This window comes from Paraburkholderia sp. BR10872, from assembly GCF_040965835.1.
Lineage (GTDB): Bacteria > Pseudomonadota > Gammaproteobacteria > Burkholderiales > Burkholderiaceae > Paraburkholderia > Paraburkholderia nodosa_A.
Genome location: NZ_JBFRCN010000021.1, coordinates 103,385 through 121,605, shown reverse-complemented (window position 1 = coordinate 121,605; position 18,221 = coordinate 103,385). Strand labels below are relative to the sequence as shown.

At 64.9% G+C, this 18,221-nt stretch carries 15 protein-coding genes; 7 read left to right on the top strand and 8 right to left on the bottom strand.

From position 1 onward, the window contains the following. The 4 genes from hutU to AB4Y43_RS18410 form a co-directional block, all read right to left on the bottom strand. The coding region (hutU, locus tag AB4Y43_RS18425) for a urocanate hydratase (protein ID WP_069269294.1) at positions 1–1,075 on the bottom strand (1,075 nt) is incomplete at its 3' end. 398 nt (positions 1,076–1,473) lie between these two features. Next, on the bottom strand, positions 1,474–2,187 hold the full coding sequence (gene hutC, locus AB4Y43_RS18420; RefSeq protein ID WP_069269295.1) for a histidine utilization repressor: 714 nt from the start codon (positions 2,185–2,187) through the stop codon (positions 1,474–1,476). 95 nt (positions 2,188–2,282) lie between these two features. Beyond that, positions 2,283–3,704 carry a sensor histidine kinase gene (locus AB4Y43_RS18415; RefSeq protein WP_368728471.1) on the bottom strand — a complete coding sequence of 474 codons (1,422 nt, stop codon included), beginning with the start codon at positions 3,702–3,704 and terminating at the stop codon, positions 2,283–2,285. 18 nt (positions 3,705–3,722) lie between these two features. Continuing rightward, a complete protein-coding gene (locus tag AB4Y43_RS18410; RefSeq protein WP_069269297.1) occupies positions 3,723–4,400 on the bottom strand; it encodes a response regulator in 678 nt (225 codons plus the stop codon). 197 nt (positions 4,401–4,597) lie between these two features. On the opposite strand from AB4Y43_RS18410, the gene AB4Y43_RS18405 reads away from it, so the two are divergent. From AB4Y43_RS18405 to AB4Y43_RS18395, 3 genes are read left to right on the top strand one after another with little or no spacing between them, the layout of a single operon-like run. Beyond that, a complete protein-coding gene (locus AB4Y43_RS18405) occupies positions 4,598–5,617 on the top strand; it encodes an ABC transporter substrate-binding protein (RefSeq protein WP_069269298.1) in 1,020 nt (339 codons plus the stop codon). Between the two features lie 35 nt (positions 5,618–5,652). Next, entirely contained in the window at positions 5,653–6,447 is a 795-nt protein-coding gene (locus AB4Y43_RS18400; protein WP_069269299.1) for an ABC transporter ATP-binding protein, read from the top strand. Positions 6,448–6,464: 17 nt separating this feature from the next. Next, a complete protein-coding gene (locus AB4Y43_RS18395; RefSeq protein WP_069269300.1) occupies positions 6,465–7,328 on the top strand; it encodes an ABC transporter permease in 864 nt (287 codons plus the stop codon). A gap of 107 nt (positions 7,329–7,435) precedes the next feature. Here AB4Y43_RS18395 and AB4Y43_RS18390 read toward each other — a convergent pair whose 3' ends face one another. Continuing rightward, positions 7,436–8,092, bottom strand: a complete 657-nt coding sequence (locus AB4Y43_RS18390; protein ID WP_069269301.1) for a peroxiredoxin — start codon at positions 8,090–8,092, stop codon at positions 7,436–7,438. 512 nt (positions 8,093–8,604) lie between these two features. Here AB4Y43_RS18390 and AB4Y43_RS18385 point away from each other — a divergent pair. From AB4Y43_RS18385 to AB4Y43_RS18370, 4 genes are all read left to right on the top strand, one after another. Beyond that, positions 8,605–9,996, top strand: a complete 1,392-nt coding sequence (locus AB4Y43_RS18385; RefSeq protein WP_368728470.1) for a short-chain fatty acid transporter — start codon at positions 8,605–8,607, stop codon at positions 9,994–9,996. Between the two features lie 190 nt (positions 9,997–10,186). Continuing rightward, positions 10,187–10,762, top strand: coding sequence for an ankyrin repeat domain-containing protein (locus tag AB4Y43_RS18380; protein ID WP_069269303.1), 576 nt, complete (start codon positions 10,187–10,189; stop codon positions 10,760–10,762). A 256-nt stretch (positions 10,763–11,018) separates the two neighbouring features. Beyond that, positions 11,019–11,384 (top strand): hypothetical protein, encoded by a 366-nt coding sequence (locus tag AB4Y43_RS18375; protein ID WP_028205078.1) that lies wholly within the window; start codon positions 11,019–11,021, stop codon positions 11,382–11,384. A 157-nt stretch (positions 11,385–11,541) separates the two neighbouring features. After that, positions 11,542–11,766, top strand: a complete 225-nt coding sequence (locus AB4Y43_RS18370; RefSeq protein ID WP_368728469.1) for a hypothetical protein — start codon at positions 11,542–11,544, stop codon at positions 11,764–11,766. A gap of 66 nt (positions 11,767–11,832) precedes the next feature. Here the strand turns inward: AB4Y43_RS18370 and AB4Y43_RS18365 are convergent, their stop codons facing one another. From AB4Y43_RS18365 to AB4Y43_RS18355, 3 genes are read right to left on the bottom strand one after another with little or no spacing between them, the layout of a single operon-like run. After that, the gene (locus AB4Y43_RS18365; RefSeq protein ID WP_368728468.1) at positions 11,833–13,284 is read right to left on the bottom strand and encodes an efflux transporter outer membrane subunit; all 1,452 of its coding nucleotides are present in this window, start codon (positions 13,282–13,284) and stop codon (positions 11,833–11,835) included. 3 nt (positions 13,285–13,287) lie between these two features. Continuing rightward, on the bottom strand, positions 13,288–16,452 hold the full coding sequence (locus AB4Y43_RS18360; RefSeq protein ID WP_368728467.1) for an efflux RND transporter permease subunit: 3,165 nt from the start codon (positions 16,450–16,452) through the stop codon (positions 13,288–13,290). Positions 16,453–16,455: 3 nt separating this feature from the next. Beyond that, the gene (locus AB4Y43_RS18355; protein ID WP_368728466.1) at positions 16,456–17,970 is read right to left on the bottom strand and encodes an efflux RND transporter periplasmic adaptor subunit; all 1,515 of its coding nucleotides are present in this window, start codon (positions 17,968–17,970) and stop codon (positions 16,456–16,458) included. Between the last annotated feature and the right edge of the window lie 251 nt (positions 17,971–18,221).

Genomic DNA, 18,221 nt, shown 5'->3' with positions numbered 1-18,221 from the left:
ACAGCGGACGGATATATGCCGGCACGAAGCCCGGGAAATCGAACGCGTTGTCCACGCCCATTTCGAGCGCCATCTGGCGGATGTTGTTGCCGTAGTCGAGCGTGGCCGCGCCGCGCTCCTGCAGCGTAAGCATCGCGCGCACCTGGTGGGCCATCGATTCCTTCGCGACCTTCACGATGCTTTCCGGCGCGACCTTCTGCGCTTCACGCCACTGCTCCACGGTCCAGCCCTGCGGCAGGTAGCCGTTGATCGGGTCGTGCGCGCTCGTCTGGTCGGTCACGCAGTCGGGCGTGATGCCGCGCTTCACGAACTCGGCGAAGACATCGGCGGCATTGCCGAGCAGGCCCACCGAAACCGGCTTGCCCGTGCGCTTCGCTTCCTCGACGATGGCCAGCGCCTCGTCGATGGTCTTGGCCTTGCGGTCCACGTAGCGCGTCTTCAGGCGGAAGTCGATGCGCGTCTCGTCGCATTCCACCGCGATCATCGAGAAGCCCGCCATCGTCGCCGCGAGCGGCTGCGCGCCGCCCATGCCGCCGAGACCGCCCGTGAGAATCCAGCGGCCCTTCGGGTCGCCGTTGAAGTGCTGGTTCGCGACCGAATAGAACGTCTCGTAGGTGCCTTGCACGATGCCCTGCGAGCCGATGTAGATCCAGCTGCCCGCGGTCATCTGGCCGTACATCATCAGGCCCTTGCGGTCCAGTTCATGGAAATGCTCCCACGTGGCCCAGTGCGGCACGAGGTTCGAGTTCGCGAGCAGCACGCGCGGGGCGTCGGCATGGGTGCGGAACACGCCCACGGGCTTGCCCGACTGGATCAGCAGCGTCTCGTCCTCGTTCAGGTCCTTGAGCGACGCGAGGATCTGGTCGAAACACTCCCAGTTGCGCGCCGCGCGGCCGATGCCGCCGTACACCACGAGCGCATGCGGATGCTCGGCGACTTCGGGGTCCAGATTATTCTGGAGCATCCGGTAGGCGGCTTCCGCCAGCCAGGTCTTGCAGACCTTCTCGCTGCCGCGCGGCGCGCGGATCGTGCGGGTCGGGTCGAGGCGCGGGTCGGTGAAGTTCGGTTGGTTCATTTGTTCGAGTCCGTCGAGTCTGGATAGCAAGCTGGAGGTGGAGGGCTGCGCCCGCGGAGATGCAATGAGCGCTGCAACGTGGGTTAAGTCTACCGCCGCCAAGTTGTATATACAACTCGTTTCAAAAAAACGTGGGTTAGTAGTTACCCTGACGAAACTCGCCGAGTTCGGCTTATCGGAGCGAAGAAACGGGCAGGCGAGCCGTGAAGCTTTGTCTAGACAAGATGTCTGCAAACAGCCCGACACAGTGCATGGTCTGTAGACGCGGCCAGACCGCCCACGCAAACGAAAGTGGCGGGCTTGATGCGGGCAGGGATCAAGAGGGACGGAGCGCTCGAGCGTCCGGTGGACTGCAGTTCAGCAAGTAAGCAGGAAGTGAGCGGCCTCGCCGCCCAGGCTCAAACGGTACCCGCCAGATGAAACCGCGAAGCCGGATGCCACAGGCGCACGGAAGTCGCCACGTGACGCCCCACCCACGTGCGCCGCAGCAACAGCAGGCAGGGCTCGCCGATTTCCATCTCCAGATACTGCCGCACGCGCGCATCGGGCTTCTGCGCGTAAATGCGGAATTCCGCGCGCTGGATCGGCGCGAGGCGCACCATGTAGTGATTCGGCGTTTCGACGGTGAAGTCCTGGGCGAGGTAGTCGGGGAACACCTCGGGGTTCACGTAGCGGTCCTCGTACTGGATCGGCTCGCCCTCTTCACTGTGCACGATGCGCGAGTGGAACACCGGCCCGGCGTCGAGTTCGAGCGCGGCGATCGCGTTCGGATCGTCGCTCGCCTCCAGCCCCAGCACACGCGCCGCATGCCGATGGCCGCGCGCCGCGATTTCGTCGGCGATATTGCGGATCTGCAGCACCGTCGATTCGTACTGGCGCGGCGCGACGTACGTGCCCGAGCCGCGCACCCGGTTCAGCACGCCTTCGGCCATCAGTTCTCGTAGCGCGCGCGACACCGTCATGCGCGCCACACCGAACTCTTTCACCAGTTCCGTTTCGGAAGGCACCACGTCGCCGGGCCGCAAGGCGCCGCTTTCGATCTGCGCGAGCACATGGCGCTTGATCTGCTCATAGGCGGGCAACGGGGCACTGCTGACCGTCTTCTTTTGCATGGTCTCGATCTTCGAATGAACGGGAGGTCGCCGCAGCGATGGCCGCCGGGCGCGGCGCGGGCTTGCAGCTTCAGGCGGCCACATTGTACCGCCCCTTAAAGCGGCTCCTTTTCCAGCTCGGCCACGAGCGCGGGCTGCCAGCGCGCGAGCACCACGCAGGCGCGCACGCCCCGCCCGTCCGCGCCCGGACTCAGGCTCACCGCGCCACGATGCGACTGCACGATCTCGCGCACGATCGCAAGACCAAGGCCCGTGCCTTCGGTCCCGACGGCGGCGCGGAAGAAAGGCTCGAAAACGCGCGCCCGCGCTTCCGCGGGAATGCCGCGGCCGTCGTCGAGCACTTCGAGCGCGACCATCTCGCCGCTCGCCCGCACCGACACCGTGACGTGCCCGCCAGCCGGCGTGTAGCGCAGCGCGTTGTCAACGAGATTGCTGACCATCGCGCGCAATAGCTCGCGATGCCCCTGCACCACCGCCTCGCCCGCCTCGCGCGGCAACTCCGCGCCGAGATCGATGCCGCGCGTCTGCGCGAGCAGCGCGAGCGCCTCGACCACTTCGCGCGCGAGCTGCGCCATGTCGACGGGCGCGGCCGGCAATTGCGCGGGGTCGAGCGCCTCGGCCTGCGCGAGCAGCAGCAACTGGTTCGTGAGCGCGACCATCGAGCGGTTGCTCACGTGCATGGCCGCCAGCACTTCGTCGAGCGCGGGATCGACGGCCTTTTGCTGGCGCGCGTACTGCAACTGCGTGCCGAGCAGCGTGAGCGGCGTGCGCAGCTGGTGCGCGGCATCGGCGATGAAGCGGCGCTGCGCCGCCGTCTGCGCCGAAAGGCGCGCAATGCATTGATTGATGGCGTCCACGACGGGCCGCAGTTCGGCATGCAGCCCTTCGGCGCGAATGGGTTCGAGGTGCGAAGGATCGCGGTCCGCCACGTCGTTCTTGAGCTTCATGAGCGGACGCAGCTCGAACGTGAGACCGATGCAGGCGAGCGCCACGGCCAGCATCACCATGCCGATCTGGCGATAGAGCTGGGGACGCCAGAGCGCCTCCACCATCGCGTCGCGCGAGCGCTCGGTTTTGCCCACCGAGACGCGCACGCGCCAGACGTGGCCGTTGTCGTACATGGAGCGCACCACGCTCACGGCGCGCACGGCCTGGCCGCGCAGCCCGGCGTCGTACGCGACGGGCGAATCGACGGCGGGCGCCGAGGCCGCATGCGGAAAGTCGGGCATGCCCGCGAGCAGCGAGCCGCCCTCCACGTGCACGTTGTAGAACACCTGGTCCTGCTGCGGCGAGGCGAAGAGTTCGAGCGCCGCGGGCGGCACGTCGGCGCGCAACGCGCCATCGGCCCATTGCACGGAACCGGCGATCATGCGTGCGGACGACAGCAGCCCGCCGTCCTGCACCAGATCGGCAGTATGGCGCGCAGCACGATACTCGGAGGTCGCCGTAAAACTCACGTAGAGCGCGAGCGGCACGAGCATCCACCACAGCAGGCGAACGCGCAGGCTACCCGTCATGTCGGCACGCGCAAGTCGTCATAGCGTTTCATCCTTCCTGCGCAGCAAATAGCCCAGGCCGCGCAGTGTCACGATCACGGCCGAGCTGCCTTCGAGCTTCTTGCGCAGCCGCGACACGTAGATTTCGATGGCGTCCTCGCTGGGTTCGTCGGCGAGCGTGAAGATCGCATCGACGAGCGCGGCCTTCGACACGGTCTGGCCGAGACGCAGTGCCAGCGTTTCGAGCACCGTGCGCTCGCGCGGCGTGACGTTCAGCGGCGCGCCCTTCAGCGTGAACTGGCGCGTGTTGAGGTCGAACACGAGGTCCCCACAGCCGATTTCATTCGCGCGCGCGGGCGTTTGCCGGCGAATCAGCACCTTGATGCGCGCCACCAGTTCGCGCACCTCGAAGGGCTTGACGAGATAGTCGTCGGCGCCGGCGCCGAGCAGCTCCACCTTTTCGTCGATCGAGCCGCTTGCCGTAAGCACCATCACGGGTGTCGCGTCGCCGCGCTGGCGCAGCCGCCGCAGCACGTTCTTGCCCGAGAGCTTCGGCAAATTGAGGTCGAGCAGCACCACATCGTAGTGATTGGACCGCAGCAAATGGTCGGCGGCTTCGCCGTCCTGCACGGCGTCGAAGGCGAACGCCTGCTCCTCCAGCGTCTTGACGAGCCAGTGTGCAAGCGTCGGATTGTCTTCGATCAGCAGCAACTTCATGGGCGGGTACGGGCAAAGGCGAAGGCCGTTTCAGGGGAATCGATTGTGCCGTTGCCGGCGCATCGCCGCCCTGCGGGTTAACACGGACGATTTTGCACGGCGCCCGAAGGCTGGCAGAAGGCTTACGGTTTTTATAATCGGCTCCATCCACCAAAAAGCGCCGCATGCACGGCGCACCACCCTCAGGAGACTCCACGATGCCTACCTTGCGCCAGATCGCCGCCGTATCGAGTGTCGCGTTCGCCCTCGCCGCCGGTTCCACGGCTGCCCACGCGGAAAAGATCACGATCATGGTTGGCGGCGCAACCAAGATCATCTATCTCCCCGCCAAACTGACCGAGCAGCTCGGCTACTTCAAGGACGAAGGCCTCGACGTCGAACTGCAGTCGCAGCCGGCCGGCGTGGACGCGGAGAACGAACTGCTCGCGGGTGCGGTGCAAGGCGTGGTGGGCTTCTACGATCACACCATCGACCTGCAGAGCAAGGGCAAGGAAGTGCAAACGCTCGTGGTGTTCGGCCAGGTGCCCGGCGAAGTGGAAATGGTGTCGAACGCGGCAGCCGGCACGGTCAAGAGCATGGCCGACGTGAAGGGCAAGACGCTCGGCGTGACGGGCCTCGGCTCCTCCACGAGCTTCCTCACGCAGTACCTCGCACAGCGCTCGGGCGTGCCCTCCAACCAGTACACGCTGCTGCCGGTGGGCGCGGACAACACCTTCATCGCGGCGATCAAGCAGAACCGCATCGACGCGGGCATGACGACGGAACCCACCGTCTCGCGTCTGCTGCAAACCGGCGACGCCAAGGTGCTCGTCGACATGCGCACGCTCGAAGGCACGCGCGCTGCGCTCGGCGGCACCTACCCCGCTTCGAGCTTCTACGTGCAGCGCGCCTGGGCGCAGTCGCACAAGGAAGAAGCGACGAAGCTCGCGCACGCGTTCTCGCGCACGCTCAACTTCATCGCCACGCATAGCGCCGATGAAATCGCCGCGAAGATGCCGAAGGACTACTACGGCAACAGCCAGGATCTCTACGTGGCCGCGCTGAAGTCCTCGCTGCCGATGTTCACGAAGGACGGCCGCATGCCCGCCGACGGCCCGGATACGGTGCTCAAGGTGCTCTCGGCGTTCAATCCTTCGGTGAAGGGCAAGCACATCGACCTCGCGAAGACTTACTCGAACGACTATCTGCCGGCTCCGACCGCCACGGCGTCGAAGTAAAACGCAATCGGCCCCACGTTCAGCCCACTGAAATAATGACTTCCTCCCATTCCCAAGGCACGCCGGCCATCGAGCTGCGCAATGTTTCGTGCCGCTTCATTTCACCGGACGGCAAGGCGACGGTCGCCCTGCGCGACTTCAGCATGTCGGTCGCGCGCGGCGAGTTCGTCGCGATCGTCGGGCCCACGGGCTGCGGCAAGTCCACCACGCTCAGCATGATCACGGGCCTGCTCAAACCCACCACGGGCGAAGTGCGCGTGATGGGCGCGCCCGTGAACGGCATCGATCCGCGCATCGGCTTCGTGTTCCAGGCCGACGCGGTGTTCCCGTGGCGCTCGGTGCTCGACAACGTGGCGGCCGGTCCGCTCTATCGCGGCCGCTCGAAATCGGCCGCCTACGACGAAGCCAACGAATGGCTGCGCCGCGTGGGCCTCGCCAACTTCGGCAAGCACTATCCTCATCAGCTTTCGGGCGGCATGCGCAAGCGCGTGGCGCTTGCGCAGACGTTCATCAACAAGCCCGAAATCCTGCTGATGGACGAGCCGTTCTCGGCGCTCGACATGCAAACGCGCACGCTCATGCAGGACGAGCTGCTGCAGCTGTGGGGCGGCACGGGGTCGGTCGTATTCGTCACGCACGACCTCGAAGAAGCCATTGCGCTCGCCGACCGCGTGTTCGTGCTCACCGCGCGCCCGGCCACGCTCAAGAAGGTCTACGAGATCGATCTGCCGCGCCCGCGCGTGACGTCCGAAATCCGCTACGCGCCGCACTTCGTCGAACTGTCGCGCCAGATCTGGCACGACCTGCGCGAAGAAGTGCAGATCGCCTAACACCGGAGCCGTTCACTATGTCCACCCCGCAACAAACCCTGCCGCAAGGCCTCGATGCCGCCTCGCTCGACGCCGTCGAGCGCGCTGCGCAAAAGCGCATTCGTCAGCGCAATCTGCTCGTCATTTCGCTGCGTATTCTCGTGCTCGTCGTCGTGCTCGGCGGCTGGGAACTCGCCGCGCGCCTCAAATGGATCGACCCGTTCTTCTTCTCGATGCCCACGGCCATCTTTGATCAGATCATCGACTGGTTCGTGAACGGCACCTCGCAAGGGCCCCTGCTCACGCAGGTCTGGGTCACGCTGGAAGAGACGGGCCTTGGCTTCATCATCGGCTCGGTGGCCGGCGTGTTCTGCGGCATCGTGCTTGGCCGCAACAAGCTGCTCTCCGACGTATTCAGCCTCTACATCAAGATCGCCAACTCGATTCCGCGCGTGGTGCTCGGCTCGGTGTTCGTGATCGCGCTGGGGCTCGGGATGGCGTCGAAAGTGGCGCTCGCCGTGGTGATGGTGTTCTTCGTCGTGTTCGCCAATGCGTTCCAGGGCGTGCGCGAAGCGGACCGCTACATGATCGCCAATGCGCAGATTCTCGGCGCGTCGCGCCGCCAGGTGACGACCTCGGTCGTGATTCCCTCAGCGCTTTCGTGGATTCTCGCGAGCCTGCACGTGAGCTTCGGCTTCGCGCTGGTCGGCGCCGTGGTGGGTGAATTCCTGGGTTCGAAGCAAGGCATCGGTTTGCTGATCTCGACGGCGCAGGGCGCGTTCAACGCAAGCGGCGTGTTCGCCGCGATGATCGTGCTCGCCGTAGTCGCGCTGGCCGCCGACTATGTGCTCACCGCGCTCGAGCATCGTTTGCTCAAGTGGCGGCCCACGCCTTCGAACTGATTCAGTCAGCTTCCCCTGTCCGGACCGCGTAAGACGCGAGAGCTTGCCTGGTCCGTGATCCGCGGCGCACTGCCAGTGCGCCGCGTTTTTTTTGGGCCTGCCAAACGCTACTTGGGCTGCGCAACGGTACGCAGATACGGCTTGAGCGTCTTGAAGCCCTGCGGATACTTCTGCCTGGCCGCATCGTCGGAAACCGAAGTCGGGATGATGACGTCGTCGCCCGGCTTCCAGTTCACCGGCGTCGCCACCGAATGCTTCGCGGTGAGCTGCAGCGAATCGAGCAGGCGCAGCACCTCGTCGAAATTACGGCCCGAGCTCATCGGGTAGACAAACATCGCCTTCACTTTCTTGTCCGGCCCGATGAGAAACACCGCGCGTATCGTGGCGTTGTCGGCCGCCGTGCGCGGGCTGGCGCCGCTCGCGTTCGGGTGGATCATGTCGTAGAGCTTCGCGACGTGCAGATCCGGGTCGCCGATCATCGGATAATTGACGGCGCTCCCCTGCGTTTCCTCGATGTCCTTCGCCCACCTCGCATGGTCGTCCACCGGGTCGATGCTCAGACCGATGATCTTCGTGTTGCGCTTGTCGAACTCCGGCTTGAGCTTCGCCATATAGCCGAGTTCCGTCGTACAAACGGGCGTGAAGTCTTTCGGATGCGAAAACAGAATGGCCCATTGGTCGCCGATCCATTCGTGGAAACGGATCTTGCCTTCGGTGGTCTCCGCGGTGAAATCGGGTGCATCTTCTCCAAGACGAATCGTCATCTTCTGTCTCCTGAATGCAGTGATTTACAGCTCGTGAGGTGATCGTGAGGGGTCTGCGTGCGCGCGAAAGTGCCTCCCGCTTTTGCATTTTAGGTAGTCTCCGTGACGCTTATGAAAATCTTTGCTATTTCATTAGCATTACATACACCATACATTTAGCCATCATTTAGCGCTAAAAACCTGCATCGGCGCGCTATCGCAGCCTTGACATCCACTTGGCATGAAGCGAATAATGCGTCGTTCGATAATCGAAACCGTGTTCGAGTTACGAACACGAGAACAACAATAACGGGCTGGTCGTCTTGCCGTGCAAATACACGCGTGCAAGGCGTGATATGAACCCGCTGCGCCGGGGCGGCATCGCCTCTCGCTGATGGAGGAGCCGCACCTGCCTCCCTGCCCCCTACGCGCCTGGCCCCGCCAGCCGCACGGTGCCGGGACTACCCGCAAGCAACGCCTCCTGTCCGCTCCGGCCAGCCAGTAGCGACACGCTACGAACTAGCGCAAAGAGCATGAAAAGAGACCTCCAGACTGAAACGCGCGATTCCCGCCAGGGTGTCGTCGCCGCCCTCGTGTATGTTTTCGAGCGGGTCATGCCCGACCCCTTCGTTCTGTCCATCTGCCTCACCTTCCTTGTCGCCGTGCTCGCGCTCGTCATGGCGCCGCACGGCAATCTCCCCACGCTGCTCAGCGCCTGGTACGAAGGTACGTTCGGCATTCTCGGCTTCGCGCTGCAGATGATCCTGATCCTCGCCACGGGCTACGCCATTGCCGAAGCGCCCGTGATCCAGCGCGTCCTGCGCGCGCTCGCGGCCAGGGCGCAAACGCCGGCGCGCGCCGCGCTGCTGGTGTTTCCGGTGGTGGCCATCGCCGCGTGGCTGAACTGGGGCCTGGGCCTGATCGTGGGCGCGCTGCTCTCGCGTGAAATCGCGAAGCGCGTGAACGTGGATTTCGCGTGGCTCGTAGCCGGCAGCTATTCGGCATGGTCGATCTGCAATAGCGGGCTCTCCAGCTCGATCGCCCTCTCGCAGGCCTCGCACGGCAACGCGCTCAATCTCGTGGAAAAGGCGACCGGCCACGTGATTCCGCTCAGCCAGACCGTCTTCGCGCCGTTCGTCTTCATTCCCACCGTGCTCGTGGTGGTCGTGATGACGTTCATCTTCATCCGCATGCATCCGAAGCCCGAGCACGTGGCGCCGTTCAGCGAGGCGGCCGAAGCCGAAGCGAACGACGCCGGCGCCAGCGACGACCCGCACGCGCGCGTCGGCAACGGCACGCCTTCGTTCGCATCGCGCCTCGAGCAGTCGATGCTCGGCACGCTGCTGCTGATCGTGCTCGGCGCAGGTTATCTGGCGATGGAATGGAGCGAAAAAGGTTTCGATCTCGACATCAACACGACAATCCTGATCTTCCTGCTGATCGGCCTCGCACTGCAGCGCACGCCTATCGCCTACGCGAACGCCATTCGCCGCGCCGCGCGCCAGACCGGCTCCATGCTGCTGCAGTACCCCGTGTACGGCGGCATCATGGGCGTAATGAAGGGCACCGGCCTCGCCTCGATGATCGCCAAGGCCTTCGTCACGATCGCCACGCCGCTTTCGCTGCCGCTCTGGAGCTATCTGAGCTCGCTCATCATCACGCTGCTCGTGCCGAGCGCCGGCGGCCACTGGGCCGTGCAAGGGCCGTTCGTGCTGCCCGCCGCGCTGAGCCTGCACGCCTCGGTGCCGCGCACTGCCATGGGCGTGGCGATGGCCGAAAACGTCTCGAACATGCTGCAGCCGTTCTGGGCCGTGCCGATCGTCGCGATCGCGGGCATTCGCATCCAGCGCGTGATGGGCTATACCGCCGTGACGTTCGCCGTGTCGCTCGTGATCTACGCCGTGGCGCTCTGGCTCGTGCCCTGAGCGTCGAGCGGTTCCGCCGCGAAAGAAGGCGCTGCGCCGGCCGCTTTGCAGCGGTTCGGCAGCGCCTTTTTTCATGCGGCGCGCGTGAGCCGCGCTGGCCTCGCGGCGCGCAAAGATCGGCGACAATGGGCAAGCCTCGACGGCGGCACGCCGCCCCGAATCGATCTGCGATCCGAACCAGGAGACTGCCATGACCGCCAGCGCGCCGCCTACCCCACCCTCATCGTCTTCGTCAGGCTCCGGCGAAGACGGCGGCGAGCTCGATCCGCGTTTCGTCGAGTTCGCGCGCCAGGTATTCGACACCGCGCGCCGCGGCGAATCCAACACGCTCGCCACGCTCATCGAACAGGGCCTGCCGCCGAATCTGCGCAACGAAAAAGGCGACAGCCTCGTGATGCTCGCGAGCTATCACGGCCACGCCGCCGCCGTGCGCACGCTCGTGCAGCACGGCGCCGACCCCAACCTGCGCAACGACAACGGGCAAACGCCGATCGCGGGCGCGGCCTTCAAGGGCTTTGCCGACGTGATCAGCGCCCTGCTGGAAAACGGCGCCGACGTGGAAGGCGCCTCTCCCGACGGCCGCACGGCGCTGATGATCGCCGCCATGTTCAACCGCTCCGATATCGTCGACCTGCTGCTCGCGCGCGGCGCGAACCCGGCGGCGCACGACGCCGCGGGCAACACCGCGCTCGACGTGGCGAACGCGATGGGCGCGGTGGCCACGGCCACCCTGCTCGCCGGGAAAGCCGGCGGCAAAAGCGCGTGAAAAGAACGCGTGAATCATGGGGCGCGATGGGCAGGCACGCGAAACGCTGCAAAGCGCATAACGGCACGCAGCGCCCTGGTGTCACTCCTGGTTTGCATACAACGCGCCGCCAGGCGACGCTATCCATGTAACACCCGTGCGTGCAGCGCCAGTGCGGGGCAGGCGATTTTCCACGAGCCGTGATATCGTTTTGTCATCGGATTCGAAGTCTGCACGCACCCGTCAATCGAACTCTGTTACTTTCGCGAGCGTCGCCATGAGTGATGTACGCCACCATCTGAGTCCGCGCGATCGCGTGGAGCTGCTCTGCTGGCTCACCTGCGGGAGCCTCGGGGCCTACTATCTCAACGAATCCTGGCCCAATGCGGCCTTTCACGTCCAGGCGGCGCACAAGTGGCTCGACCGTCACGCGCGCGAGGCCGACTGGCTCGCGATCGCGCGCCTCGCCGCCATGGCGCAGGATATCGCGCAGCAGCACGCGTGGTTCGTGGACGCGGTCTGGGCGCGCGACGCCGTCGAGGAAATTCTCGACACCGACGACCTGAACTACCAGGCCAAGCTCGTCCTGCAAGTGCTCAAGGACTGCGAACGAGCGCTCGCCGACCGTCGCCCCGCCGACTAGGGATCAAACCGGAACTCCATAAGCGGGGTTCCCCACACAGGCCACGCGTTTCTCCATCAAATGATGGACGCGTGGTGGTTATCCTCAGAACATACTCCCGCTTGCAGCGTCGGCCCTTTCCCCTTCGCCGGCCGCTCGCCCACGCGGGAGAACCCAAATGACTCGCCCCCTCGCCCCGATATTCGCCGCCGCGCTCTTCGCGTTGGCGTCGGCGAGCCCCGCTGCGCTCGCGCAAACCAGCGGCCACGCAACCGCCGTCAACGCCGCCCGACCCCTCCAGCTGCAAAAAGTCGCGAAGCCGGCGCCCAAAGCCCCGCCAACCGCAAAAGCCACCAAGCCCGCTCCGCAATCGCTGCGCTGGCTGATGTCTGAATCTCCATGAAACGAACCGGCGCGCCCGCGCCAGGTTCGCGCTTCGCCCCCCGCCTCGAAGCGCAGCCGTCGCGGCTCAGGACTGCGACGGCTTCGCGCTGTCTGCCGCCGGCGGCGGCGCCGCCGGCGTCCAGCCATAACCGAGCGCCTTGTACAGGCTCACGATCTGCGCGAGTTCCTGGTCCTGCAGCGACGACTGCTGCAACTGCGCGTTGAAGAGACTGCGCTCGGCGTCGAGCACCTCCAGATAGCTCGTATAGCCGCCTTCGAACAGATCGCGCGCGACTGACGTGTATTCCGTGAGCGCGGCCACCTGGCGCGTCGTCGAATCCAGTTGATCGCGTGTGCGCGCGACGCCCACGAGCGCATTTTCGACATCGGCGAAGGCCTGCTGGATCGTCTGCTCGTAAGTGAAAAGCGCTTCCTGCTGCACGGCTTCGGCCTGATGCACGCCACCCGCGATCGCACCGCCCTCGAAAATCGGCTGCGTGACCGCGCCCGCGAACGACCAAACGCGCGCGGGGCCAGTCCAAAGCCCCGAAAGCGCCGTGCTCGCGGCGCCGAACAGTCCCGTGAGCGAAATCTGCGGGAAATACAACGCACGCGCTGCGCCGATCGATGCATTCGCCGAAATGAGCGTTTGTTCGGCCTGCAGAATATCGGGCCGGCGCTCCAGCAGCGTCGACGGCAGGCCGGCGGGAATGGCGGGCGCCGTGAGCTCGGTGATCGACTTGCCGCGCGCAATCGGCCCCGGATTCTGCCCCAGCAGCAGCGAGATGGCGTCTTCCTGCGTTGCGATCTGCTGCTGGATCGAGTACACGGAGGTCTGCGCCGATTGGTACTCCGACTGCGCCTGGCTCACCTGCAACCGCGAAACGACACCGCCCGCATAGCGCTCGTTGAAGAGATCGAGCGCGCCCTTGCGGCTTTCGAGCGTGTCCTGCGCGATGACGAGCTGATTGTCGAAGTCGCGCAGCTGCAAATACGACGTGGCCACGTTCGCGATGATGGCGATGCGCGTGGCCTGCTGCGCAGACTGCGTACTCAGATAATCGGCGCGCGCGGCTTCGGTGAGCCTGCGCAAGTGGCCGAATAAATCGAGTTCCCAGGATACCGTGCCGTTCAGCTCCACCTGGTTGCCGACCACAGGCGGGAAGCCGGGCGCCGGCACGCCACGGCTACGCGACGCACCGAAGTTCGCCGAAACCTGCGGGAACAGGCCCGCGCGCGTCACGACGTAGCGTCCGTAGAACTCCTCGACGCGTGCCGCAGCAATCCGCAGATCCTTATTCTGCGTAAGCGCCCTGGCGACGAGGTCGTTGAGCACCGGGTCGTTGAACTGCGTCCACCAGTCGAGCGTCGTATCGACGGCTTCCGCCTGCGGCGAGGCGTAGCGAAACGTCGACGGCGTCTCGACCGCCGGACGATGATAGTCGGGCCCGACCGCGCAGGCGCCAAGGCAAGCCGTCGCGATGGCGAGCCCAAGCGGACGCAGCGCGCGATTCGTCAAATTCGAACGGGTCTTCATCGCTCAGCCCTCCTGCGAAGGCGGCGCCACGGGGGGCGTGCCGGGATGCGGCGCGGCGTTCGCTTTCTTGCGCGACGAGAGCGTTTCCAGTCCCCAGAAGAACATCGGAATGAAGAAGAGCGCGATCACCGTGGCGCCGAGCATGCCCGCGATCACGCCGGTGCCGAGCGAGCGCCGGCTCGCGGCCGATGCGCCGCTGGCGATGGCGAGCGGCACGCAACCGAGGATGAACGCGAGCGAAGTCATGATGATCGGCCGCAGACGCAGCTTGGCGGCGTGCAGCGCGGCGGCGTACGGCGACATGTTCTCTTTCTCGCGCATTTCGACGGCGAACTCGAAGATCAGGATGGCGTTCTTCGCCGCGAGCGCGATCAGCACCGTCAAGCCGATCTGGAAGTACACGTCGTTCTCCATGCCGCGCAACAAGATGCCCACTAATGCCCCGAAGATCGCGAACGGCACGGCCAGCAGCACGCCGACCGGCAGCGACCACTTCTCGTACTGCGCCGCGAGAATGAGGAACACCATCAGCAGTGCGAAGCCGAACACGAGCGCGGCCGTCGAGCCGGCCTTCTTCTCTTCGTACGCCTGGCCGCTCCATTCAAAGCTGTAGCCTTCGCCCAGCACTTCGTTGGCAATCTGCTCCATCGCCGCGATCGCCTCGCCCGAGCTGTGGCCCGGCGCCGCGTCGCCGGTGATCTTCGCCGCCGGAAAGTTGTTGAAGCGGTTGACGATGTCAGGCCCGGGCACGAAACGCGATGTCGTCACGGCCTTGATCGGCACCATGTCGTTGTTGCGGTTGCGCACATAGAGCTGCTGGATATCGTCCGGGCTCAAGCGGTATTGCGGCTCGGCCTGGATGATCACCTGGAAGAGACGACTGCCCTTCGGGAACTGGCTCACGTACAAGGAACCGAACATCGTCTGGAGTGCAGAGTAGATGTCCTGAACCGGAACGCCGAGCGTTTCCGCCCGCTCCCGATCCACTTCCACGAGCAATTGGCGCGAATTCGTGTTGATGGTCGAATTCACGCCGCGCAGCGCCGGATTCTGGCGTGCCTTCGCAATCACCTGGCGCACCTTTTCCTCGAGCTGCTGATAGCTGCCGTCGCCGGTGCTCTGCAGCCAGAACTCGAAGCCGCCCGTCGTTCCGAGGCCCGGAATCGACGGTGGATTGAGCGGTACGACCACGCCGTCCTTGAAGGTGGAGAACGCCTTGGTGGCATCGCGGATCAAGTCCTGCGCCGTGCCGTTTTCGCCTCGATCCTTGAAGCCCTTGAGCGTCACGAACAGCGTGCCCGCGTTCGACTTGTACTGCGAGTCGATCAGGCTGTAGCCGATCGGCGCCGCCACCGAACTCACGGCAGGCTGTTTCGCGAACCAGTCCTCCGCCTTTTTCGACAGGTCGCCGGTGCGGTCCAGACTCGCCGCGTCGGGCATCACGACCGCGCCGAACAGATAGCCCTGATCCTCCACGGGCAGGAACGACGATGGAATATGTTTGAACAGGCCGACGGTCGCGATCAGCATCACGACGATCAGGCCGATGGAGAGGATCACGCGGCGTATCGCGGTCTGCACCCAGCTGCCATAGCCCTCGGTCAGGCGCTCGAACTTCTCGTTGAACCAGCGGAAAAAGCGGTTCTTCTTGTGCTCGCCCGGCTTGAGCAGGATGGCCGCGAGCGCGGGCGACAGCGTGAGCGCGACGATACCCGAAAGCACCACCGAGACCGCGATCGTCACCGCGAACTGCTTGTAGAGCTGCCCCGTGATGCCCGAGAGGAACGCCACCGGTATGAACACCGCGAGCAGCACCAGGACGATCGCCACCACCGGGCCGCTCACTTCGTCCATCGCGCGCTTGGCCGCTTCCTTTGGAGGCAGCTTGAATTCGGTCATGTTGCGCTCGACGTTTTCGATCACCACGATCGCGTCGTCCACCACGATGCCGATGGCCAGCACCATGCCGAACAACGTGAGCATGTTGATCGAGAAGCCGAACGCCTCCATGCCGATGAACGCGCCGATGATCGACACGGGCACCGCGAGCAGCGGCACGAGCGTCGCCCGGAAACTTTGCAGGAAGATGTACACCACGATGATCACGAGAATCACCGCATCGCGCAGCGTATGGACCACCTCGTTGATGGATTCATGCACGAACTCGGTCGTATCGAGCGCGATTTCATACTTGAGGCCAGGCGGAAAGCTCTTGTTCAGCAGTTCGAGTGTCTGACGCACCTGCTTGGCCACCTGCAGCGCATTCGCGCCCGGCTGCTGATACACGGCGAGCAGTGTGGCCGTCTTGCCGTTGTAGCGGCCGCGCAGCGAATAGTCCTTGGCGCCCAGATCCGCGTGGCCGATGTCCTTGAGGCGCACGATCGCCGCATCGCCCGATGCCGCGCGCAGGATGATGTTGTCGAAATCGGCGGGCTCCGTGAGGCGGCCCTTCGTCGTCACCGGGAAGGTCTGGTTCACCGGTTTGCTGGTCGGCGCCTGGCCGAGCCGCCCCGCAGAGAACTGCTGGTTCTGCTGCGCAATCGCGTTCTGCACGTCGGCCACGGTAATGCCGAGCTTGGCCATGCGGTCCGGCTTGAGCCACACGCGCATCGCATAATCAGCAGAACCGAAGATCGACGCCTGGTTCGCGCCCGGAATACGCTTGAGCGCGTCGAGCACGTAGACGTTCGCGTAGTTCGCCACATAGGCCGCATCGTAGGCGTTATCGGGCGAATAGATTGCGATCACCATCATGAACGCCGACGAGCGCTTCTGGACCGACACGCCTTGCGCGGTCACCGAGTCGGGCAGGAAAGGCAGCGCGAGGTTCACGCGGTTTTGCACGTCCACCTGGGCGAGCGACGGATCGGTGCCGATATTGAAGTACACCGTGAGCGTCATGTTGCCCGTCGACGAGCTCGACGAGTTCATGTACATCATGTTGTCCGCGCCGTTCACCTGCTGTTCGATCGGCGCGGCCACGTTCTGCGCGACGATATCGGCGCTCGCGCCCGGATACGTGGCGCTCACCGTGATGGTAGGCGGCGCGATGTCGGGAAACTGCGCGATCGGCAGGTTGAACATCGACACCAGTCCCGCGACGACGAGCACGATCGAGAGGACCGACGCGAAAATTGGCCGGTCAATAAAGAAGTGGGAGAACTTCATCGTTCAGCCTCCCGCAGCGGGCGAGAACGTGACGTCCACGCGGCGGGATTTGTCGGGCGGATCGTTGGCGACGATCCGCGCCGGTTTGCGCATCTCGATGCGCTCGGATTTCACGCCGGCCACGACCAGCGCGGCACGCACCGTCCCTGCGCGGGCGGCGGCGAGACGCTCATTCGCGGCTTGCGAGCCGCTCGAATCGGTGTAGCCGGAAATCACCACGCGCATGCCCGGCTCCGCGACGAGACGGCGCGCCACGGCTGCGAGCGCGTCGGCGGACTGGGCGTCGAGGCTCGCACTGCCCGACGCGAAGTAAAGCGCGGTGTGTTCGCCCAGCACGTCGGCAGCGCCGGATGCGGCGGCCGGTTGAGCGACGCTCGTGCCAGCGTTGGCTTGAGCGTTGGTATTCGCGTTCGCAGCCGCCGGGCCCGAAGCTCCGGCCGCGCCCGCCTGCGCCCCGCCGCCTGCACCGGCGTCGGGCCCGCCAATATTGACGGTTGCGGGCGGCGTGGCCACGAGGTTCGCCTTGACCGGCGCACCGGGCATGAGCCGCAGCGTATTGTCGATGACGACATGATCGCCCGGATGCAAACCCGACTTGATCACCCAGTCGTTGCCGTTCCACTCACCCGTTTCGACCACGCGCTGCTGCGCCTTGCCGTCCTTGTCGACGGTCCACACATACGCGCCGCGCGGCCCCTGCTGCACCGCCGCCTGCGGCACCGCCACCGCGGAAGTCCGCAGCGCGCCCAGCAGCTTGATACGCACGAACTGACCGGGCCGCAGCGACCCCGTGGGGTTTGGCATGGCGGCGCGAATCAGGTAGGTGCCGGTTTCCGAGCTGAGCGAGGCATCGGTAAACGCGATGTGGCCGCGTTCGGGATAGATGCTGCCGTCGGCGAGCACGATTACCGCTTCGAGCTTGCCGACGGGCGGCAGCTTGAGCGTGCCGTTCTGCGTTTGCGTGCGCAGATCGAGCATCTCGTTCTCGGAGAGCGAGAAGTTGATCCACATGGGATCGAGCTTCGCCACATAGGTGAGCAGGCTGTTGCTCGCATCGATATACGAACCGTCCTGCTTCTTTGCAAAGCTCGAAAGACCGGTGACTGGCGCAACGATCTTCGTATAGCCGAGATTGAGCGTCGCGCTGATGACATTCGCCCGCGCGCCTTCGACCGCGGCGGCGGCCGCCTGCTCCTGGCCGACCGAGTCGTCGAGATCCTTCTGGCTCAACGCGTTCTTCGCGGCGAGCGGACGCACGCGATTGAGGTTGGCCTGCGCGGTGACGAGCCGCGCCTTCTGCTGCGCAAGCTCGGCCTGCGCGGCATCGAGCGCGGCCTCGAAGGGTTTGCGGTCCATGACGAACATCACGTCGCCCGCGTGGACCAGCGAGCCTTCCGTATACACGCGCTTTTCGAGGAAGCCGTTCACGCGCGCGCGAATTTCGACCTGTTGCGAGCTTTCTGTCTGCCCTACGTATTCGAAGACCACCGGCACGTCGCGCAGCGCAACATTGATCACGTCGACGTTTGCGGCAGGTCGTGTTTCAGCAGCAGGTTTATTGTCATGACATGCAACGACGCTTACCAGCAATCCCAGCGACAGGCACAAGCTGGCTACCCGAAATCCGTGAGTCATGCTGTTCTCCGTTGTTATCGACGATCTGCGCTGGACCGACGAACCCCAAATCAGGCGCGCGCGGGCGATCGAATCGAACCAAATCGCCAAACTGACTTTGGTGCTCGAGCGAATACTACTGTTTTTCGGGAGAA

Coding starts and splice junctions, on each gene's coding strand:
- AB4Y43_RS18400 (WP_069269299.1), top strand. CDS start 5,653: ATGACTTCCTCCCATTCCCAAGGCACGCCGGCCATCGAGCTGCGCAAT.
- AB4Y43_RS18410 (WP_069269297.1), bottom strand. CDS start 4,400: ATGAAGTTGCTGCTGATCGAAGACAATCCGACGCTTGCACACTGGCTC.
- AB4Y43_RS18385 (WP_368728470.1), top strand. CDS start 8,605: ATGAAAAGAGACCTCCAGACTGAAACGCGCGATTCCCGCCAGGGTGTC.
- AB4Y43_RS18395 (WP_069269300.1), top strand. CDS start 6,465: ATGTCCACCCCGCAACAAACCCTGCCGCAAGGCCTCGATGCCGCCTCG.
- AB4Y43_RS18405 (WP_069269298.1), top strand. CDS start 4,598: ATGCCTACCTTGCGCCAGATCGCCGCCGTATCGAGTGTCGCGTTCGCC.
- AB4Y43_RS18415 (WP_368728471.1), bottom strand. CDS start 3,704: ATGACGGGTAGCCTGCGCGTTCGCCTGCTGTGGTGGATGCTCGTGCCG.
- AB4Y43_RS18360 (WP_368728467.1), bottom strand. CDS start 16,452: ATGAAGTTCTCCCACTTCTTTATTGACCGGCCAATTTTCGCGTCGGTC.
- AB4Y43_RS18375 (WP_028205078.1), top strand. CDS start 11,019: ATGAGTGATGTACGCCACCATCTGAGTCCGCGCGATCGCGTGGAGCTG.
- AB4Y43_RS18390 (WP_069269301.1), bottom strand. CDS start 8,092: ATGACGATTCGTCTTGGAGAAGATGCACCCGATTTCACCGCGGAGACC.
- hutC (WP_069269295.1), bottom strand. CDS start 2,187: ATGCAAAAGAAGACGGTCAGCAGTGCCCCGTTGCCCGCCTATGAGCAG.
- AB4Y43_RS18370 (WP_368728469.1), top strand. CDS start 11,542: ATGACTCGCCCCCTCGCCCCGATATTCGCCGCCGCGCTCTTCGCGTTG.
- AB4Y43_RS18365 (WP_368728468.1), bottom strand. CDS start 13,284: ATGAAGACCCGTTCGAATTTGACGAATCGCGCGCTGCGTCCGCTTGGG.
- AB4Y43_RS18380 (WP_069269303.1), top strand. CDS start 10,187: ATGACCGCCAGCGCGCCGCCTACCCCACCCTCATCGTCTTCGTCAGGC.